General features: G+C 60.7%; 18 protein-coding genes and 1 pseudogene. 13 read left to right on the forward strand and 6 right to left on the reverse strand.

Annotation, left to right across the window (positions count from 1 at the left end; genetic code table 11):
• Positions 1-98 precede the first annotated feature (98 nt).
• The 3 genes from CR492_RS17260 to CR492_RS20870 all read left to right on the forward strand — a co-directional run bounded on the left by CR492_RS17260 (position 99) and on the right by CR492_RS20870 (position 3,354).
• Entirely contained in the window at positions 99-620 is a 522-nt protein-coding gene (locus CR492_RS17260; protein WP_102844980.1) for a tetratricopeptide repeat protein, read from the forward strand.
• A 175-nt stretch (positions 621-795) separates the two neighbouring features.
• Positions 796-3,030: a spermidine synthase gene (locus tag CR492_RS17265; RefSeq protein WP_102844981.1), complete on the forward strand. Its 2,235-nt coding sequence runs from the start codon at positions 796-798 to the stop codon at positions 3,028-3,030.
• A gap of 180 nt (positions 3,031-3,210) precedes the next feature.
• Positions 3,211-3,354 (forward strand): hypothetical protein, encoded by a 144-nt coding sequence (locus CR492_RS20870; RefSeq protein ID WP_180982594.1) that lies wholly within the window; start codon positions 3,211-3,213, stop codon positions 3,352-3,354.
• 593 nt (positions 3,355-3,947) lie between these two features.
• Here CR492_RS20870 and CR492_RS17270 read toward each other — a convergent pair.
• A pseudogene (locus tag CR492_RS17270) lies at positions 3,948-4,384 on the reverse strand (IS5 family transposase); the annotation flags it as partial.
• Positions 4,385-4,547: 163 nt separating this feature from the next.
• On the opposite strand from CR492_RS17270, the gene CR492_RS17275 reads away from it, so the two are divergent.
• From CR492_RS17275 to CR492_RS17310, 8 genes are all read left to right on the forward strand, one after another.
• On the forward strand, positions 4,548-4,790 hold the full coding sequence (locus tag CR492_RS17275; protein ID WP_102844982.1) for a helix-turn-helix transcriptional regulator: 243 nt from the start codon (positions 4,548-4,550) through the stop codon (positions 4,788-4,790).
• 1 nt (position 4,791) lies between these two features.
• Positions 4,792-5,280 (forward strand): helix-turn-helix domain-containing protein, encoded by a 489-nt coding sequence (locus CR492_RS17280; protein WP_146030312.1) that lies wholly within the window; start codon positions 4,792-4,794, stop codon positions 5,278-5,280.
• Positions 5,273-5,938, forward strand: a complete 666-nt coding sequence (locus tag CR492_RS17285; RefSeq protein ID WP_245412145.1) for a hypothetical protein — start codon at positions 5,273-5,275, stop codon at positions 5,936-5,938. Before CR492_RS17280 ends, CR492_RS17285 begins: the two co-directional genes overlap by 8 nt.
• A gap of 32 nt (positions 5,939-5,970) precedes the next feature.
• Positions 5,971-6,273 carry a hypothetical protein gene (locus CR492_RS21210; protein WP_245412146.1) on the forward strand — a complete coding sequence of 101 codons (303 nt, stop codon included), beginning with the start codon at positions 5,971-5,973 and terminating at the stop codon, positions 6,271-6,273.
• 1,264 nt (positions 6,274-7,537) lie between these two features.
• A complete protein-coding gene (gene hemP / locus CR492_RS17295; RefSeq protein ID WP_102844985.1) occupies positions 7,538-7,720 on the forward strand; it encodes a hemin uptake protein HemP in 183 nt (60 codons plus the stop codon).
• Between the two features lie 8 nt (positions 7,721-7,728).
• A complete protein-coding gene (locus CR492_RS17300) occupies positions 7,729-8,625 on the forward strand; it encodes a heme/hemin ABC transporter substrate-binding protein (protein WP_245412147.1) in 897 nt (298 codons plus the stop codon).
• Entirely contained in the window at positions 8,622-9,692 is a 1,071-nt protein-coding gene (locus CR492_RS17305) for a FecCD family ABC transporter permease (protein WP_102844987.1), read from the forward strand. The genes CR492_RS17300 and CR492_RS17305 overlap by 4 nt, the downstream gene beginning before the upstream one ends.
• Positions 9,689-10,507, forward strand: coding sequence for a heme ABC transporter ATP-binding protein (locus tag CR492_RS17310; protein ID WP_102844988.1), 819 nt, complete (start codon positions 9,689-9,691; stop codon positions 10,505-10,507). Before CR492_RS17305 ends, CR492_RS17310 begins: the two co-directional genes overlap by 4 nt.
• A gap of 30 nt (positions 10,508-10,537) precedes the next feature.
• Here CR492_RS17310 and CR492_RS17315 read toward each other — a convergent pair whose 3' ends face one another.
• The gene (locus CR492_RS17315; RefSeq protein ID WP_102844989.1) at positions 10,538-10,858 is read right to left on the reverse strand and encodes an antibiotic biosynthesis monooxygenase family protein; all 321 of its coding nucleotides are present in this window, start codon (positions 10,856-10,858) and stop codon (positions 10,538-10,540) included.
• A 26-nt stretch (positions 10,859-10,884) separates the two neighbouring features.
• Entirely contained in the window at positions 10,885-13,053 is a 2,169-nt protein-coding gene (locus CR492_RS17320) for a TonB-dependent hemoglobin/transferrin/lactoferrin family receptor (protein ID WP_102844990.1), read from the reverse strand.
• A 380-nt stretch (positions 13,054-13,433) separates the two neighbouring features.
• Here CR492_RS17320 and CR492_RS17325 point away from each other — a divergent pair, with 380 nt between their 5' ends.
• The gene (locus tag CR492_RS17325) at positions 13,434-13,682 is read left to right on the forward strand and encodes a hypothetical protein (protein ID WP_102844991.1); all 249 of its coding nucleotides are present in this window, start codon (positions 13,434-13,436) and stop codon (positions 13,680-13,682) included.
• Between the two features lie 58 nt (positions 13,683-13,740).
• Positions 13,741-14,265, forward strand: a complete 525-nt coding sequence (locus CR492_RS21215) for a c-type cytochrome (protein WP_245412148.1) — start codon at positions 13,741-13,743, stop codon at positions 14,263-14,265.
• A 485-nt stretch (positions 14,266-14,750) separates the two neighbouring features.
• On the opposite strand, the gene irrA is transcribed toward CR492_RS21215, so the two are convergent.
• From irrA to CR492_RS17345, 3 genes are all read right to left on the reverse strand, one after another.
• On the reverse strand, positions 14,751-15,227 hold the full coding sequence (gene irrA / locus CR492_RS17335; protein WP_102844992.1) for an iron response transcriptional regulator IrrA: 477 nt from the start codon (positions 15,225-15,227) through the stop codon (positions 14,751-14,753).
• Between the two features lie 137 nt (positions 15,228-15,364).
• Entirely contained in the window at positions 15,365-15,691 is a 327-nt protein-coding gene (locus tag CR492_RS17340; protein ID WP_102844993.1) for a hypothetical protein, read from the reverse strand.
• Positions 15,692-16,321: 630 nt separating this feature from the next.
• The gene (locus tag CR492_RS17345) at positions 16,322-17,998 is read right to left on the reverse strand and encodes an Hsp60 family chaperonin (RefSeq protein ID WP_102844994.1); all 1,677 of its coding nucleotides are present in this window, start codon (positions 17,996-17,998) and stop codon (positions 16,322-16,324) included.
• Between the last annotated feature and the right edge of the window lie 134 nt (positions 17,999-18,132).

The following is an 18,132-nucleotide window of genomic DNA, read 5'->3' on the forward strand; positions in this document are numbered from 1 at the left end:
GGCAATAAGGGCGGGTGGCGAGGGTCCGCAGCGCCGACCGAGCGAGGCTTTCGCGACTGGATCAGCCCGGTCGCTATTTGAGGGGCACATTCCATCCAATGGCGCGCGTTACTCTGCCACTGACCGCCACACTCGCCGCCTTCCTGCTTGCAGGTTGCTTGCCTGGCGAAGATCCGCCGGCCGCAAATGTTGATGCTGAACGGACCACTTTGTCGATTCAGAGACCAGGAGACGTCAATTATTACCCTTCGGACGAACCTTTGCGGCTCGGCCAGGAATTTTTCAATCGCGGGATTTACGGAACGGCGCAGCGGTATTTTCAGGATGCGGTGGAAAAGGCCCCGAAGGATCCGAAAGCGTGGGTTGGACTTGCCGCCTCCTATGACCATCTGAGACGCTTCGATCTGGCCGACCGCGCCTATCGCGAAGCGATAAAGCTCAGCGGGCCAACGACGCAAATTCTCAATAATCAGGGTTACTCCTATATGCTGCGCGGAAAACTGATCCTGGCCCGGGAGAAATTCACGGAAGCTTTCCAGCTCGATCCGGATAACCCAACGATACAAAACAACATCAATCTGTTGAATTCGAGCTACAAGTTCATCCAGCGTGAGCCTTAGGACAGGATTACCGTCCGCCGCGTTGGCGCCATTGCCTCTTGGCGCGTCCTACGTGCTTCCGCTGCGGAGCCGCAGTACGCTTGGCGGCGCCTCAAATCTTCTCGAACGCAACCACGACGATCCGATGCGATGACGGGTCCATCGCGCCTAACCATCGATTCTGGGCGCCGACGCCATGGCAATTGCGACGCGCGACATCCCCGCTGCGATCCAGCGCCAGCCGGTTGCGGGCGCGGCGCTTCTTCTCGCCTTCGTCGTCGCGCTGTTTGCTTCAGCGTTCCTGCTGTTCTCGGTTCAGCCGATGGTTTCGCGCATGTTGTTGCCGCGCCTCGGCGGCTCGCCGGCGGTCTGGAACACTTGCGTCTGCTTCTTCCAGGCGACGCTGCTTCTGGGCTATTGCTATGCCCACTGGCTGGCCGAGTGGCGCCGGCCCCGGGGCCAGGTCGCGCTGCACGCGCTCGTGCTTGCCGGAGCTCTGGTTTTCTTGCCCTTGTCGCTTGGCGTGGATGCGCCGCCGGCCGGCGCGCAGCCGGCGGACTGGCTGCTGGCGCGGTTGATGCTGGCCGTCGGGGCGCCCTTCGTCGCGATCGCCGCCACCGCTCCGCTGCTGCAACATTGGTTTTCGCGAACCACTCATCCGCGGGCGCACGACCCTTACTTTCTGTATGTCGCCAGCAACGCGGGCAGTCTGCTGGCGCTTTTGGGCTATCCCGTGCTCATCGAGACGACGCTGGGCCTGTCGGGCCAGGCGCAGCTATGGTCGTTCGGCTTCGCCGCGACCGCCGCGGCGGTGCTGGCCTGCGGCGTCGTCGCGTCGCGTCGCGCCACGCCCCTCGCCGACCAGGCCGACCCGCAAACCGACGCGGCAGCGGGCATGACCGTCCAGGAAGGGCTGCGCTGGATAATTCTGGCGTTTGTTCCCTCCGCTTTGATGCTGGCTGTCACAACCTACATCACGACCGATATTGCCGCGACGCCCCTATTCTGGGTCGCCCCCCTCACAATTTACATCCTGACTTTCATGCTCGCTTTTTCGCGGCGCCCCCTGATCGGGCTACGCGCGTTACTGCCGCTACAGGGAATTGCGCTCGCCGCCGCCGCCCTAGCCGGTCTCAATGGGACGCCCGCCGCCGCGGGGCTGATTCTCTCGCTTGTGGTTTTTGCTCTGACGTCGGCGGTTTGCCACACCGAGCTGGCGCAAAGGCGCCCCGACGCACCTCGCCTGACCAGCTATTTTCTCCTGATCTCGATAGGTGGCGCGCTCGGCGGGTCGTTTAGCGCGCTCCTGGCGCCCGCGCTGTTCCGCGGCCCCTTTGAGTATCCTCTCCTTTTGATCGCCGCCTGCCTGTTGCGTCCGCCGCCGCCCCGATTGCCCACTGAGGCGCGGGAGAATTGGGCGATCCGCGGCGATTTGCTTCTCCCCGTCGTCCTGATGGGTGTAGCCGTCGCGTTGCTTTGGGCCGAGAGCCCTGCAGGACCGGAGTTCCTGCGTCCGGCCGCGCGCATTGCGGCGGTCGCGGTCCCGGCGGCGGCGTTGCTTTGGTTCACGGGACGTCGTGTGCGGCTCGCAATGGCGCTCGCCGGTTGCCTGCTGTTTCCAATGTTTGTGGACGCCTCCGGCGCCTTGACGACCACGCGGAATTTCTTTGGCGTTCACCGCGTGCGCCGCGTGCCAAGCGAAGACCTTATCGTGCTTCAGCACGGCACCACCGTTCATGGCATGCAGGGGACCCGCCCTGGCGAGGAATTCACGCCGCTCGGCTATTATGACACAGCCGGCCCGTTCGGCCGGATGTTCGCCGCGCTTGCTCGCCGCGGCGCGCCGATCGCTGCAGTCGGCGTGCTTGGCCTCGGGATCGGCGGCCTCGGCTGCTACGCGCATCCCGGCGAAGCCTGGACCTTCCGGGAAATCGATCCAGAGGTCGAGCGCCTCGCCCGCGACCAGCGCTGGTTCCACGTCATGGCCGGTTGCGGCAACCGTCCCGCCGTCGTGCTGGGCGACGCGCGATTGACCCTCGCGGCCGACGCCAATGTCAAATACGATCTACTGGTCATTGACGCTTTCAGTTCCGACAGCATCCCTATGCATCTGATCACCAGAGAGGCGCTTGCGCTATATCTTTCGCGCCTGACGCCGAATGGAATCGTGCTGTTTCACGTAAGTAACCGCTACCTCGATTTGACGCCAGTGGTGGCTCGACTTGCCGCCGACGCCGGCGCGCCCGCGCGTCATCTCCTGGCGCCGCCAATGGGAGCCGGATTGCGTCGCATTGGCGCCGAGGTTGTGGCCGTAGCCGCGCCCGGCGGCAATCTCGACTTTCTCGGAGACAGCTGGGACACGCCGAAGCCCGGCTCCGCGCTTTGGACGGACGAGCGCTCGAACATCCTCGGCGTTATGCGATGGCGCTGACGCGCCAGGCGGCGGGCGCTCCGCCTCCCAAACCGTGACGGCGAGCCTTTGCGAGCCTTGCTAGCGCCGCCGGCGACGGCCTGTCTCTGGCGCGCCGCCGTTCGTTCCGGGCCGTCCGGCTCATATTCGAAGACGATCTGAACGCATTCATCGAGCGCTCAGAACGCTAACAGCGATGGATTGGCGAACAGGGCCAATCTGGCGCCGACCGGCGCGACGGTGCCGCGCCCGAACATTACCGACGAAGTGGCGCCAACCCTTACCGGCTGGTCCATCCACGATGATGGCGATCGCGTGCTTCGCGGCATCTGCAAGAACTGCTAACCTATCGCGGCGCTTACGAACCGGCGCGGCGCGACAATTCGATCACCGGACGATGGCGGCGCGCAAGAACGGGAACTCGCGGCAAAATATCGTGGGTTTGCAAAGGCGGTCGCGCTGGAATGGCCCCGGACCTCAGCGTTGCTTGAGCGCATCGCTTTTGACTTCGACGAGGATGCTAAGCGCATGGACAAACAGTCTGAGCGAAATCAACGGATATGAGGGCGCTAGAAACGACTCGTCCGTGGTCGGGAATTAGAAAAAGTTCTTCAAACGTGGGCCGATCCGGATGCGGAACACTATCTCTGGCTTACTCGGAGGTGAGCGGGGCGCGCCCTCAGGAAAACATCCCGGGGGGAAACTCTTGTGTGAGACCGTTGTGTGAGAAGAAACTCAGAAACCAGCTAAATGATTGATTGCTTTGCCGCTCCCTAGGGGAATCAAACGCCTATTTTCGCCGTGAGACAGCGGAGAATCAAGTCGAATATGGAGAGCGTCGAGCCCCAGAAATTAGATTCGCCGTCAAATCGTGATTTGCCAGTGATTTGCGGGGATAGGTTTTTAACCGATTGGCGCGTCTTGGTGAATCGCTTGTTTCCCGGCGTCAGCGCAAAGGCGACCGGTCTGCCGCGATCATCGGCCAAAGCGTGGATTTTGCTTGTTCTTCCGCCGCGCGAGCGGCCAATCGCTTCCGCGAACTCCCCCTTTTTGAACCGCTCGCCGAGCGATGCGCCTTGACATGGCTTGAGTCGATGGAAAGTTCGTCCGGCACGGGACCGGCGGCCGCCATTTTCTCGAAGAGACGCTGCCAGACGCGGCGCTGCGACCAACGATTGTAGCGGTTGTAGATCGTCGTCGGGGGCCCATAGGCTGGCGGAACGTCGCGCCAGCGGCATCCTGTTTTCAACACATGCAGGATGCCTGAAATGACGGTCCGATCATCTACCCGCGGCTTTCCCGGCTTGCCGCGCGGCAGATGCGGCTCCAGCGCCTCCCATGCCGCATCCGACAGCCAAAACAAACTCTTCGCCATGACATTCGCCCCCGCGACTCAAATCATGGCGAAAAGATACCATAGAATCAGAGGACTGTATGGGTTCTCAACCTAGGAGCGGGACAATCCTACCAGCGACTCGCAGCCAGTTAAAGACCGTTTGGGCCGCTGGATCGTCGATTAAGACAAAAAAGGATCGTCCATGGCTCAATCGAGCGATGGCGCCGGCGTTCGACCTCGCGCTGGCGTTAATGATTTTCCGCACACCGGATTCGTCCGTCTCACGTCTGTCCTTGGGCCGATTGGACCAATTCCCGTTGGCCGGTCGACGTGGTGGGCAGGCGTCAAAAGTGGCCGGTTTCCCAAACCAGTCAAGCTCGGCCCGCGCACGACGGTCTGGCGCGTCGAAGACATATGGGCGCTGATCGAACGGGGGGCGTCGTGACATGGCGCGTCGCCCTCCAAGCTGTCGCGGCGTCAATCGCCACCGCAATTATACCGTCGACGAGGCGGCGCGAGCTCGCGGGGTCGGAAAGGCCACCGTGCGCCGTTGGCTGAAGCGTGGCCTGCCATCAATCTCGGACCATAAGCCGTTGCTGATCCTCGGCGCCGATCTGGCGCAATTTTGGCAAGACCGCCAATCCGCGAAACAGACCTGCAAGCTCCACGAGTGCTTCTGCTTCGCCTGTCGTGCGCCCAAGGCGCCGGCGGCCGACATGGTGGAGTTCGTCCCTTTGTCGGCCAGCAGCGGCAATCTCCGCGCTCTCTGCTGCGACTGCACCCGCGTGATGCACAAGCGCGTCTCGCTCGCAAAACTTCCGGAACTTCAGGCGATATTGGACGTGACGATTAGGCAGGCTCCCGAACGCATAAGAGAGATGACCGACCCCTCCACAAATGAGCACTTGCTAGGGGAACCCCAAACCCATGCATAAACATCATGCCCAGAACGAACGCACCAAGCGACGGTATTTCGCTTACCTCGAAGAGGCAAGGCGGATGAGCAAGTCAAGTGCCGACCAGGTGGCGGCCGCAATTGCGCTTTTCGAAACCTCGACAGGGTATCGAGATTTCCGCCTCTTTCATATCGAGCAGGCCCGCAAATTCAAGCGCCAGCTTGCCGACGCTATTAATCCGGCTACGGGAAAATCATTGGCCACGGCGACGATCTATTCGCGCCTCATGGCCCTGAAGGCGTTTTTCAAATGGCTGGCTCGGGAACCCGGTTACAAGCGCATTGCTTATTCGGATGCGGATTATTTTAATCCATCTAACAATGATGGCCGCATCGCAAAAGCCGTGCGAAAGCGCGTCGCCGCAACTCACGAACAGGTATGCCACGTCATCGCGTTCATGCCGAGTGAAACTGATATAGAAAAACGCGATCGCGCTCTGGTCGCGTTCGCGCTCCTGAGCGGAGCGCGCAACGACGCGATGGCCTCCATGTCGCTGCGCCATGTCGACGTCGCGCAACGAACGGTGTTCCAAGACGCCCGACAAGTCCACGCCAAAAACCGCAAGACCTTCACATCGAACTTTTTCCCGGTCGGTGCGGACGTCGAAGCCATCGTTCAAACTGGATTCGGTATCTGACGCGGGAGAAGCTCTACGGACCGGATGATCCATTGTTTCCGGCGACGCGCGTCGCGGTCGGGGAAAGCGGGTATTTTGAGGCCGCTGGGTTGAAGCACGAACATTGGCGAGGCGGTGATGCAATCCGCCGTATATTCCGCCGGGCATTCGAGGCGGCAGGGCTTCCGTACTCGAATCCTCATTTATGTCGCGACACCTTAACCATGATGGGCGAGCGGCGCTGCAAAACACCAGAAGAACTCAAAGCTTGGAGCCAGAACCTTGGGCATGACGATGTGCTGACCACTCTAACCAGCTACGGCGCGGTGTCGGGCGCGCGTCAGGCCAAATTCTAGACTCAATGCAGGAATACGGAGCTGAGACGGGCGCTGCGCCGGATTCTGAAACCGTGCGCCAGGTCATCGCCCATCTTATGGGAATGGCCCCGGATATCTTTCCCCATCGGGGTAGCTAGCCGCCTCGGATCGCAATCATCTTTGCCGCGATACTATCACTCGACGCGTAAGCAATGATCTCTTAGAATCGGCCCGAAGCGTAACGGCGGTTCATAGGGCGAGCGTCGCGGCGGCGAACGAAAGTCGTGGCAATACGAGCTTGGTGGCGCGAGACAGCTGCGGGTAATCGTTCGGGCTGCGGCCGCATCTGGGTTGCCAACAAGACAGTGGCTGTAGCGGCTCACGAGCCCGATGCCGACTCGCAAATTTTGCGCTGATTTCTATCACGGTCCGGACACCCAAAGCTTGCTACCAGTTAAAATTGTTGGCCTTATTGCTGGCCTTGAAGTCGGCGCCGACAAATTATAGGCTTAAATATCAACTAGATGTGGCGTATATATGACTCCTGCAGCCGCACCAAATAACGTTTTGCGACGTCTGCTGACATGCATAACTGGTTGAAGCGGTGGCGGCTCGGTTATCGCTTGGCGGCGCCCAAGAGACGCTCGCAACGGGCGGCTATCCTGCGACCAGCCTCCGAGAGGCGCGGGAGCTCCGTGCGGCCGTCGTCGAGCGAAAGGCGTTCGGTGGCCTGCTCCGGGCGACCGTGACATACGAAGGATTGCCGAAAACGCGCGGCGCCTAATGGCCGCACTGACGTTTGTGCGTCCCGAAGCGCTTAGCGCGGCGGAATGGGGTGACGAAGGCGACAAGTTCGCTGGGCGTGAGCGATCGCCAGGTCAGCCAGTCAGGCCGCCAACAATCCCAACCTGAACAACGACCCACTTTATCCGCGATCCCTTCGTCGCTCCGAGCGGCGTCCTGCGTCACCCTCGCCGCCCGAGAGAATCACGCCAGGCGCGCGGGAGCAAGTTCGGCTTCGCTATTGTCTTAGCGCCTGCTTCGGGCTCGGGGCGCCGCTTTTGTCAAAATCTTAAGCCGGGCGGCGCGCTGCCTGTGGTCGAACCGCGGAAGTTTTCCAGCACGCGTCAAGACATCAAAACACGACGCAGTTGAGGCGGTGACGAAGTTAATGAAACCACCCGAGGCGAACGCCTGTTGACCCCGCCAAGTCTTATCGGATACGCAAGCTTAGAACAGAATTGGCTATTTAGAATTAAGGTAATTCTAAACTGCTTTGCGTGCCGAAAGTGCAGCAACGCCCATGAAGCACAGTAATATTAAGTCGGACGATCCGCCTCCCAATTCGGATGCCGCGCCGGAGGAGGCGCATGTGGTTTCCTCGGAGGATTTGTTCGCCTCTCGACGCGAAATCATCATCCTGCACGGCGGCGAGCGCTATCGTCTGCGCCTGACGTCGAACGACAAACTCCTTCTGACCAAATGAGCGCGATCGTGAAATCGTGTCCCGATCTCAAACAACCTTCGACCTTCATGCGGCTCGCGGCAATCGTGCTTGCCTTTGCCTTCCTCACGGCCAACACGGCGGCGTGGGCGGAGGCGTCGCGCATTGTCGCGCTCGGCGGCTCGATAACTGAGATCCTTTATGCGCTTGGCGCTCAGGACAAGATTGTCGGCGTCGATTCGACCAGTCTTGCTCCGCCGTCCGCTCTTCACGACAAACCGTCTATCGGTTACGTCCGGGCGATTTCGGCCGAGGGGGTGTTGTCCTTGCGGCCGACGCTCGTTCTTGCCATCGAAGGAGCGGGGCCGCCGGCCGCGCTTGAGTTGATTCGCACGGCCGGGGCGCCCTTGGACATCGTTCCTGACGCGCCGACGCCGGAGGGCGTGCGCCGGAAGATCGAAATTCTGGGCGAAACCGTCGGCGCCAAGGACGCTGCGGCGAAGCTCAATCGCGAGGTCGGCGCGGGGTTCGCGGCGCTCGATGCATTGCGGGCAAGAATCATCAAACCCGTCCGCGCGCTTTTTGTGCTGTCATTCGCCAACGGACGCACGCTCGTCGGCGGGCGCAACACATCGGCCGCGAGCATGCTGGCGCTCGCGGGGGCCGTCAACGCGGCCGAGGACGTTGACGGATACAAGCCGATGACCGACGAGGCGATTGCGTCCGCCGCTCCTGACGTCGTGCTCATGATGAAAAATGGTGATCATCGTATCGACGCCGAGACTGTTTTCGCGTCGCCGGCTTTCGCTTTGACGCCGGCCGCCAAAACGCGCGCGCTTGTCGCCTTGGATGGACTCTTTTTATTGGGCTTCGGTCCGCGCACGCCTGACGCCGCACGGGCTCTGATCGAGGCCTTTTATCCGTCGCTTGCGACGGCGGCGCCGTGACCTTCTTCGCCAGGCGCGACGGCCGGCGCGAAGACAGGGATTCGTCTCGCGAAAAATTCATTGCGACGATCGCCATTTTGAGCGTCGCGTGCCTGTTGACCGGTCTGGCGTCGATCGCTCTTGGCGCGGCGGCGATCGCGCCTGCGCGTATCGTCCTGATCCTGCAAGGCGAGTTTGCGCAATCGGCGGACGCCATGATCGTGCTCAACATCAGATTGCCGCGCACGCTTCTCGGCTTCCTCATCGGCGGCGCGCTCGCGCTGTCCGGCGCGTTGCTGCAGGCCCTGTTTCGTAACCCGCTTGCCGATCCCGGAGTGGTCGGCATTTCTGCTGGAGCGGCGCTCGCCGCCGCCGCGGCGATTGTCCTTGGCGACCGCATCGCAGCGCCGCTGATGTCGGCCTATTCCGTGTGGGCGCTTCCCATCGCCGCGTTTCTCGGCGGCCTCGTCGCGACGACGCTGCTCTATGTCCTATCGACGCGCCTCGGCCGCACGTCGATCGCGACCATGCTGCTCGCAGGGATCGGGGTGGGCTCTTTCGCCGGATCGCTGACCGGGCTCCTCGCCACGATCAGCGACGACCGCCAGTTGCGCGATCTGACGTTCTGGCTGCTTGGCAGCCTCGGCGGCGCAAACTGGTCCAAGGCGACCGTCGCAGCGGCGCTGATAACGCCGGTTTTTCTCGCCGCCCCCTTTCTGGCGCGGAGCCTCAACGCGCTTGCGCTTGGGGAGGCCGAAGCCTTTCACCTTGGCGTTCGCGTCGAACGGGACAAGCGCATCATGATTGCGCTTGCCGCTCTGGCGGTCGGCGTCGGCGTCGCGCTTGCGGGTCCGATCGGCTTCATCGGCATCGTCGCGCCGCACCTCATTCGTCTCACGGTCGGCGCCGACCACCGTCTCGTTCTTCCGGCGAGCATCTTCCTCGGCGGCTCATTGCTCGTGCTCGCCGACATTCTTGCGCGCACCATCGCAGCGCCGGCCGAGACGCCGATCGGCATTTTGACCGGGCTTATCGGCGCGCCGTTCTTCCTTTGGCTTCTCTCGACCCGAATGCGCCATTTCGAATGACAGATGCGATCCTCACGGCGGAAAGCTTGACCTATCGCGCCGGGAGCAGCGTCCTGATCGCCGACGCCTCGCTCGAACTGGCGGGCGGACGGATGACGATCGTCATAGGACCAAATGGCGCCGGCAAGTCCACCTTGCTGAAGCTGCTCACCGGCGAACTCCGCGCAAGCGACGGCGGCGTCATCCTGCTCGGGGGAAATCTCGCCGCGTTCCAGCCCTGGCGGCTCGCCTGCATTCGGGCGGTGATGCCGCAAAGCGGCGCGGTTTCGCTCCCCTTTACGGTGCGGGAGGTCGCAGGCCTCGGTGTTGACGGCGTCGGCCGGTCCCTGTCGCGCGGGGAAAAAAGCGCTTTGATCGGCAGGGCGCTGGAGACGGCCGATGTCTCACACCTTGCCTCGCGATTGATCGGGACCCTCTCCGGCGGGGAGCGGCAGCGCGTTCATTTCGCTCGCGTGCTGGGCCAACTCGCGGCGGGGCGCACCGTGGCCGAGCGACAGATCCTTTTCCTCGACGAGCCGACCGCAAATCTCGATCTCCGTCACCAGCTCGACCTGCTCGACGCCGCCGCGCGGCTGGCGGGAGAAGGCGTGGCCGTCGTCGCGGTGATCCACGATCTAAATCTTGCCGCGGCCTACGCCGACGATCTCATCGTCCTAAACAATGGCAAGATCGCCGCGCGCGGAGCGCCGGCAAAGGTGATGACCGACGCATTGATGTCCGAGGTCTTTCGGCTCGACGTCAAGGTTGGCGCTCCGCCGCCCGGCAATATTCCTTTTATCGTGCCGAGCCGCCGGGCGGCGGCGCCCCAGATATAAACCCTGGGGCGCGCCTCGCCATTCGGCCCGTCAGGCCGTCACATCGGCCAGTTCGACCGCCTCGAACCCTTCGAAGGCCGGATGTCCTATCGTGAGCGACGGACCCTTGCCCGCATCCTTATGCGCGTCGCGGAACTGCTCCGATTTGGTCCAGGCGAAAAAATCGGCGTGGCTGTCCCAGATCGTGTGCGACACATAGAGCGTGTGGTCTTCACTCTCCGGTCCGCGCAGCAGATGAAAGGCGGAAAATCCGGTCATTTCGTGGAGGCGGCTTTCACGCGCGCGCCAGACCGCCTCGAAAGCCGGCTCTTCACCCTTGCGCACTTTGAAACGATTCATAGCGATATACATGGTGTCTCTCCTGATTGGCGCGTCGATCACATCGACGAAAATTTAACGGTGAGCGAGGCCTTGGCGCCGAAGCCCGCGCTCGGCAGCGTGTTCAGATATTGTGTGTATTGCTGATTGAACACGTTCTTGAGATAGAGATCGGCGTTCACCGATTCACTGAATTTATAGGACGCGAAGAGGTCGAGAAGCCCGTATCCTTTTGTGGGCTCATTGGTCGTCGCTCCGGTGTCGTCGTAAAGCTCAACGCTCGGCGCGACGAACACGGCTCTCGCGCCGATGGTCAGCTGCTGGTCAAGAAAGCGCAGGCCGAACGTGCCGCTGATTTTGTCGGGAATCGATGTAATGAGCGGCTGGTTGGCGCTCACATTGCGCGCATTGATATGCGCGCCCGAGACAGCAACAAAGCCGCCGCCCCAATCATAGCCGCCCTCGAGCTCGACGCCGTAGAGATGCGCCTGCGCGATGTTGACATATTGATAGGACGTAATCGGAAAACAGAGAAAGGGCGCGACATTGCAAAGCGACGTCGGCGCTCCGGGAATGAAAGGTACGAGAAAAGATGGACCGACCGGCTCAAAATCGATGTAATTGTCGACGATGTTCGAGAATACATTGGCTTTGATGCGAAGCTTGTCGCCCTGCGCGAGGATATTGTCGTATTTTATATTGACGCCGCCTTCAAAGTTGTGGCCGGTTTCAGGCGTCAAATCCGGATTGGGCAGGATGTTAAAGGCCGGGAAGGGATGCACGCCCTCGATAAAAGTCTCCGTGACCGATGGCGCGCGATAGGCTTCAGCATAAAGTCCGTAAAGTTCGATTCCCTGAACGGGCGTAACGCCGATCGTGATTTTTGGCGAGAGATGGCCGCCCCCGGAGTTAACGCCGTCGCCGGTCAGACTGTAATCATCATATCGCAATGCGCCGACGAACCGCAGCCAGCCGCCATAGCGCAGCTGATCCTGAACGAATCCGCCGGAAAGGCGGCGGTTGCCGGACGGCGTCAGAGCCGAGACAAATCCGCCCGCATTGTCGAAAGTGTTAACGTGGTCCCAGGCGCTGTCGCCGCCATAGGTCAGCTCGTGGCTGAGCGGTCCGGTATCAAAGCGCGACGTGTTGTGAATGTCGAAGCCGATTGTCGACATGGAGTCGGCAAGCGGGTCTCCCGGTACAACGCCGAGCGCCTCGTAGGTCGCGTCCGGCGCCAACGCGGTTTGCTGGTTCTTGGTCGTCGTGTAGTATGCCTTGGCGCTGAAGTCGAGCCATGGCAGATCCGGCCGCGCGGCTGTGTAGCCCAGCGTGTAATTGCCGGTCGTTACGTGGTCGGAAAACCGGCTTCCTGCATTGCTCGTGCCGTTATTCGTGAAATTGTAGCTTTGATTGAGGCTCGAGACAGTGATCTGCTGACCTTCCGCCGGGCGAATGTTGGCCTTGAAGAGCCCGCCGGCGATCGTGCTTCCCGTATCCGCCACCTTGTCTCCAACGCCGTCAAAATAGGAGGCGAGGCCGCGATAGACGAATTGCGCGTAAAGATCTGCGTAATCGCCAAAGCGCGCGGCGCCCGCGGTGCTCGTCAGGATCTCGCGGCTGTTCGAGCCGAGGCCGATCGTCTGCGAGGCGCCATAGATCTTGTCGGGCGCGAGAACGTCGTCGACGCCCCTTGTTGTGTAATAAACAACGCCGCCGATAGCGCCCGATCCATAAATATTGGAGACCGGTCCACGCGTGACGTCCGCACGGCCGATGAACGCCGGATCGAGATAATAGGTGCCGTTTGCGTTATGGCCGGAGATCTGAAAATCCTGGCGCGCACCGTCGACCAAAATATTGACGCGCCCGAAATCCTGCAGGCCTCGAATATTCACGGACTGGCCTGGATCATTCTGGCTTTCCTGCGTCGTCACGCCCGGAATGTCTTGCAGAACGCCCGACGCTTTCGAGGGCTGAAGGACATTGATTTGCGACGTGTCGACAACGCTCGACGCAGAAAGGGCGTCGATCGCCTGTTCCGGCGTCTTGGTCGACGTCACGGTGATCTGATCGAGCGAGATCGCGCCGCTCAGCCCCGCATCCGGCGCAGCGGCGTCGGCGGCCGGAACGGCGTCTTGAGTTGGAGCCGGCGCGGTTTGTCCGTGGACTGGCGCGATGGCGAAGAAAGTGGCTGCGGCCGCTGTGGCCACCCCTGTTCGAACAGACATATCCAGCCCTTTTTGTGATGGATTGAGGCGCTGGCTGGCTTGCGATACGGGAGGCGCTGGCTGGCTTGCGAGGCACAAGCTCACGTTAGGCGGCGGCAAACGCCGAAGTAAAGGCCTCCTAAAATCTATGTATTTATTCCAATTTAAGTCTGCCTCCGTTATGTAAAAATCGGCAGGCCGCTATATCCAGCTTCGTTGCAGATTTGCAACGTATCGTTGCGACGCTCATTCTGCGCGGGCCGGTTTGCGCGCTGGCGCGTTTTCCCTCGCCCCGCCGAGGATGCCTGTGCGAAAGCGAAACGCAGCATGCGCCTGGCGGAACTTCTATGTTATGTTTGTATTCACCTCATTGCAGCATGCGGCTGCCGGGAGCAGCCTCAATGTTCAGTTCTTCAGTTGCCTTCACCTCACTCTTGATTGAATCAAACAGCGTTATCGGGCTTCGGTTGATGAAGCTGGCTATGGGCGGCTCATCGGCTAGCGACGAGTCCAGCCTGATGGTCAAGGAAAAGATCGACGCCGGATTTGAGGCTATTTCCACATTGATCGCCGGTGGCTCATTCGATGAAGTGGTTTGCCGATATCGCGAGCACGTTTCGGCCAACGCCGATCGGCTCAAGCTCGCTTGAGCGGTTCAGTTGCCGGTCTGGCTAGGGCGACGCGCCGGCTCAGGCGCGTCAGCTCTGTTTGGGCTATCCGCGCACGCGGGAGCTGCTGGACGCGAGGATCGCCACGATCGATGTCGAGGGTCAGCCTGGCCCGGGAATGGGGTTGAACCGGCTCAAAAAGACGCTCATTCACAATCAGCGGAAGAACCTGAATCGAATTGGTCGCCTGTTGCAAAGACGGCTAAGCCGAAGTGACAAGTGGAAGTCGATCGAAATGATAAAATTCAATCCATTTGCAATAGCGCTTCTGGCCCCACTCGCTGTCTTGGCCGCCGCCAGCGCCCAGGCGGCAGATCCAGCCGTCGGCCGGCAACTCGCCGAGCAAGTCTGCAGCGAATGTCATCAGGTTGGCCCCGTTGCAACGCAGCAACCTGCGAACTCGACGGCTCCCAGCTTCCTCGACATCAGCCGTATGTCGTCGACAAGCGAACTCGCGATCAAAGTCTTCCTTCGGTCCTCCCACCCGACCATGCCGAACATTATACTGGATCAAGAAGAAACGGACTCCATTGCCGCTTACATACTGGGTCTTGCAAAGCATTAGCACCCTAACGCGTGTCGCTGCGATTTGGCGCGCCAGCCTTTGCCGATATGCCAGAATAGGCGGCGGGCCCAGAAATGCGGGTCGCCTCGAGACCGCGACGTCAGATTGATCGCCGGGAACGGCGGCGCGGCGAGCGCGCTTGAAGAAGAAGCTGCGTTCGGCGGGCGCCGGCTCATTCATAATGTTTAGAATGAATATATTTGCGATCCAACATCGCGCCCGTCGTAGCCGCGCGCACGACCTATGCGAGGGCGGCCCATCACGCTACGCCAACCTGACAACCAATTACGGCTCGTCCATAAAAAAAGACGTCCTGCGGGACGGGGCTTCCGCAGGACGCCCGAAGGAAAGCGTCAGGAATAATAGTGGCCCAGCTTTGTGGCACCGATTCGGATGCCCATGGCGCGATCGCCCGCGCGCCTTTTGCGATCTATCGAAGGGCGGATATATACGATTCAATTAGAGATCGAAGCGCGCACGACGCGTCACAGAGCTGCCCGCGCAGGCGGTGTCGGGTCCTTTCGCTTCAGCGTCACGACCACGTCCACCCTGGAAACCTCGTAGCCGTCGGGCGCCTCGATATGATTGGCGAGGTTCATTTCGCTCGATTCGATATCGCGAACCTCCTTTGTATCTTCGAAGAAATAGTGACAATGGTCGCTTGTGTTCGTATCGAAAATGGCTCTGTCTCCCTCGATCGCCAGACTGCGGATCAGACCCACCTGAGCAAACAGATTTAGAACGTTGTAGACTGTCGCCATCGATGTATGGATATTCGCGGTTCTAGCCTCGTTAGCCAAAGTTTCAGCTGTTATATGCCGATCGTTCTTGCCGAAAAGCAGCCTCACGAGGCCCCGGCGCTGCCGGGTCGCGCGCAGACCATAGCTCTTCAAGAAGACGCCTATCTGAGTCTTGGACAGGGCCGGAGTTCCGGCGAGATACTGCCTCCTTGGATCGTTCATGACGCATGTCCCTTTGATTTTTCTTTTTTCTTGGTGTTCAAGATATATTTCTAAGTAGCGAAAAATCGGCCTTTAGGTGGTCGATTGATCTTCATGCGGGCAGTGCAGAAACAGGCTCAATGAGCGGCTGCGGAGCCTTACTGGCCTGTGCTTGCGCTGCGGGTCGTGAAAGCATGTGGCGTCGCCACGCGATCGATGAAGGCTTGAGTCGTGTCGGTGGTAATCGCCGTCGTACCCGGCCCAACGCGCTCGGCGACCTGCGTGGCGCCGGACAGCCTTTCAATATAGGCTTGCGCCGGGTTTGTTTCGATCTTGGTCGAAGACGGCCCGACGCTGTTGGTTCTGAACGGCTCGCCGGACAAACGGTCGATGAACGCGCGCGAAGGATCTTCCGCGCTCGCTCCACCGCAAAGGACGGCCATGAGTCCGGCCCCGACAAACAAGAAGATCCTGGTGTTGTTCATTGACGCGCCTCCCGCTTTAATCGGATTCTTGGCGCCCGCCTGTTTCGCGTTCGCCTTGCTGACAAAGCAATCGCAGGAGGCGTGCCAGTCGGGGCGGCATCAGACAACAATCGCAACAAAGACAAATAATCAGATAAATATAAGCTTTAACAATGTGTTAGCTGGTAGATTTACAAGAGAATACAGATCGGCGACAAGATTGCTACAGGCTTTTAGCGGGAATTGATCTGTGTTTTCTATACAGCGTATGTCATCTGAACAGGGGGGCCTGATGCGCCCCGTCAGGCGGCTCGCCAAGGCCGAGCATCCACCCAAAAAGCTGAGGGCTTTTTGGACCAAGCGCATGCGTTGAAACAAGGGTAGAGCAAACGCCCGTTCCAGTCAGATAGGCTTTTGCTCTAGAGCCGGCGGCAGAGAAAATTGGCCGGCCTGCGACGCCGCGGCATCCGGCGAGCGAGCCAAAAGCGTATCGACGGCGGCCTTTGGGTTGAGCGCGGATCGGCTTTCCGACGGAATTGTAAACAGGGCGCACGTCGCTTCGGGCGTCCTTTTGCATGTTGGGGGGCGACGACTGCGCCCCCTGGAGCATTTCGGCGCGGCACAGGCTCTTGTCACGCAGTCACAAGGATCTCACAAACGCGGATCTTCGCGCGTCGCCGCCGCCCATTCTCCCGTATAGCCAAAGGTCGGATCGTCTGGCGGTAAATTCGCGACGACGCATTCCGTCGTCATGAGTGTGCTCGCCGTGATGGCGGCGTACTGCAAGGCAAGGCGCGTCACGCGTAACGGATCGATCACGCCGGCCTCGAACAAATCGCCGAGCCGTCCTGCTCTCACATCGAAGCCGAAAGCTTCATCGCTCGAGGCCAGCGTCTCATACGCCACGGCTAGCGCGTCCTTGCCGGAATTGTCGGCGATCCGGCGCAAGGGTTCGCCCACCGCGTCAGCGATGATCTGAATGCCGTGCCTGACGGCGATATCCGTGGACGAGAGGCCGCTCAGGGCTTTTCGGCAGCGTAGAAGCCCTGCGCCGCCCCCGGGAAGTCCACCCTCGGCCAGCGCCGCAGCTACGGCGTTTCTTGCATTTTCGACGCGCTGGAGACGCTCCTTCATTTCCGTTTCCGTATCGCCGCCAACATGGATGGTTGCGGTGACGCTGGACAGATTGCCGATTCTCTCGTCGAATTCCTCGAGGTCGTGCAGCTTTCCCGTTGGAGAGCCCCTATCGTTTTTCTGAAGACGTTCAGTCTCAAACAGGAGCGCATGCACCCTCTCGGCAATCTTGTCGGCGTCGCCGGCGCCGCCAAAAAGGGTCGTCTCACTCTCGGTGATCTCGGCGCGGCTCGCGCGGCCGAGATCAGCAAGCTTTACATGGCTCAGTTCGTCGCCATTGCCCTCGAGGATCGCTCGACCGCCGAGAAGACAGGCAAGGTCCGCAAGGGTCTCCTTGCGGCGATCGCCATAGGCCGGCGGCTTCACCGCAACGGCCTTCAGGACGCAACGGATATGGTTGAGCAAAATCCCGCCGAGCGCCGCCTCCTCGACGTCGTCGGCGATAATCAACAGAGATCCTTCGGCCTGCCGCACCTGATCCAGGATTGGGATCAACGCATCGAACTGCTTGATCGGGCGATCGTAAAGCAGAACGTAAGGGTTTGTCAGTTCTGCAATGCGGCGCGTCTTGTCCGTCATGAAATAGGGCGAGAGCCAACCCTGTTCCCAATGCGCGCCTTCCTGAAATGTGATTTCGTCGCTCGTCCCATTGCCGAGGCTGACGTTGACGATGCCGTTCGGGCCGACTTTTTTGAAGGCGGCGGCCAGCATCTCCCCGACAGATAAATCGCCATTTGACGCGGTCGCGGCAATGTGAACGATCGAGCGTTCATCGGCGCAGCTCTTCGCCCGCCGCTTCAGGTCCTCGACTGCGGTCTGCGTTGCAAGCTCCAGCCCCGTCCGCAGTCCGTTGGGATCAAGTCCCGAGCTCATCGCCCGCAGCACCTTGCGGGCGATGAAGCGGGCGAGCACGATGGTCGTCGTCGTGCCGTCGCCGCATTCCTTCGAAACGCGGCCCGCCATTTCCTTGAACATGTTGATTCCGGCGCTTTCGAATCGATCGTCAACGGCGATCGATCGCGCGACGGTGACTCCATCCTTGGTTATGACCGGTAGAATTCCTGCGGTGCGATGTTGGATCACCACATTGCGGCCGCGTGGTCCGAGAGTCACTTGAACCGCATCGGCCAGTAGGTTCGCGCCCGCGAGCATCTTGCGGCGGACGGTGTCGCCATAGCGAATATCTTTTGCCATTGTTTCCTCACCTGGAACGCCGACCGCGTTCTCTTTAGTCACATGTGTTCTTGTTCGTTGCGCATGTTGTTTTTGGCTTGCAACGCGTCACAGTCTCTTCGCGCGGCGACGCGCAAAGCCTTGTTGGATCAGGA

Origin of the sequence: Methylocella silvestris (genome assembly GCF_002891535.1) — a bacterium.
GTDB classification, from domain to species: domain Bacteria; phylum Pseudomonadota; class Alphaproteobacteria; order Rhizobiales; family Beijerinckiaceae; genus Methylocapsa; species Methylocapsa silvestris_A.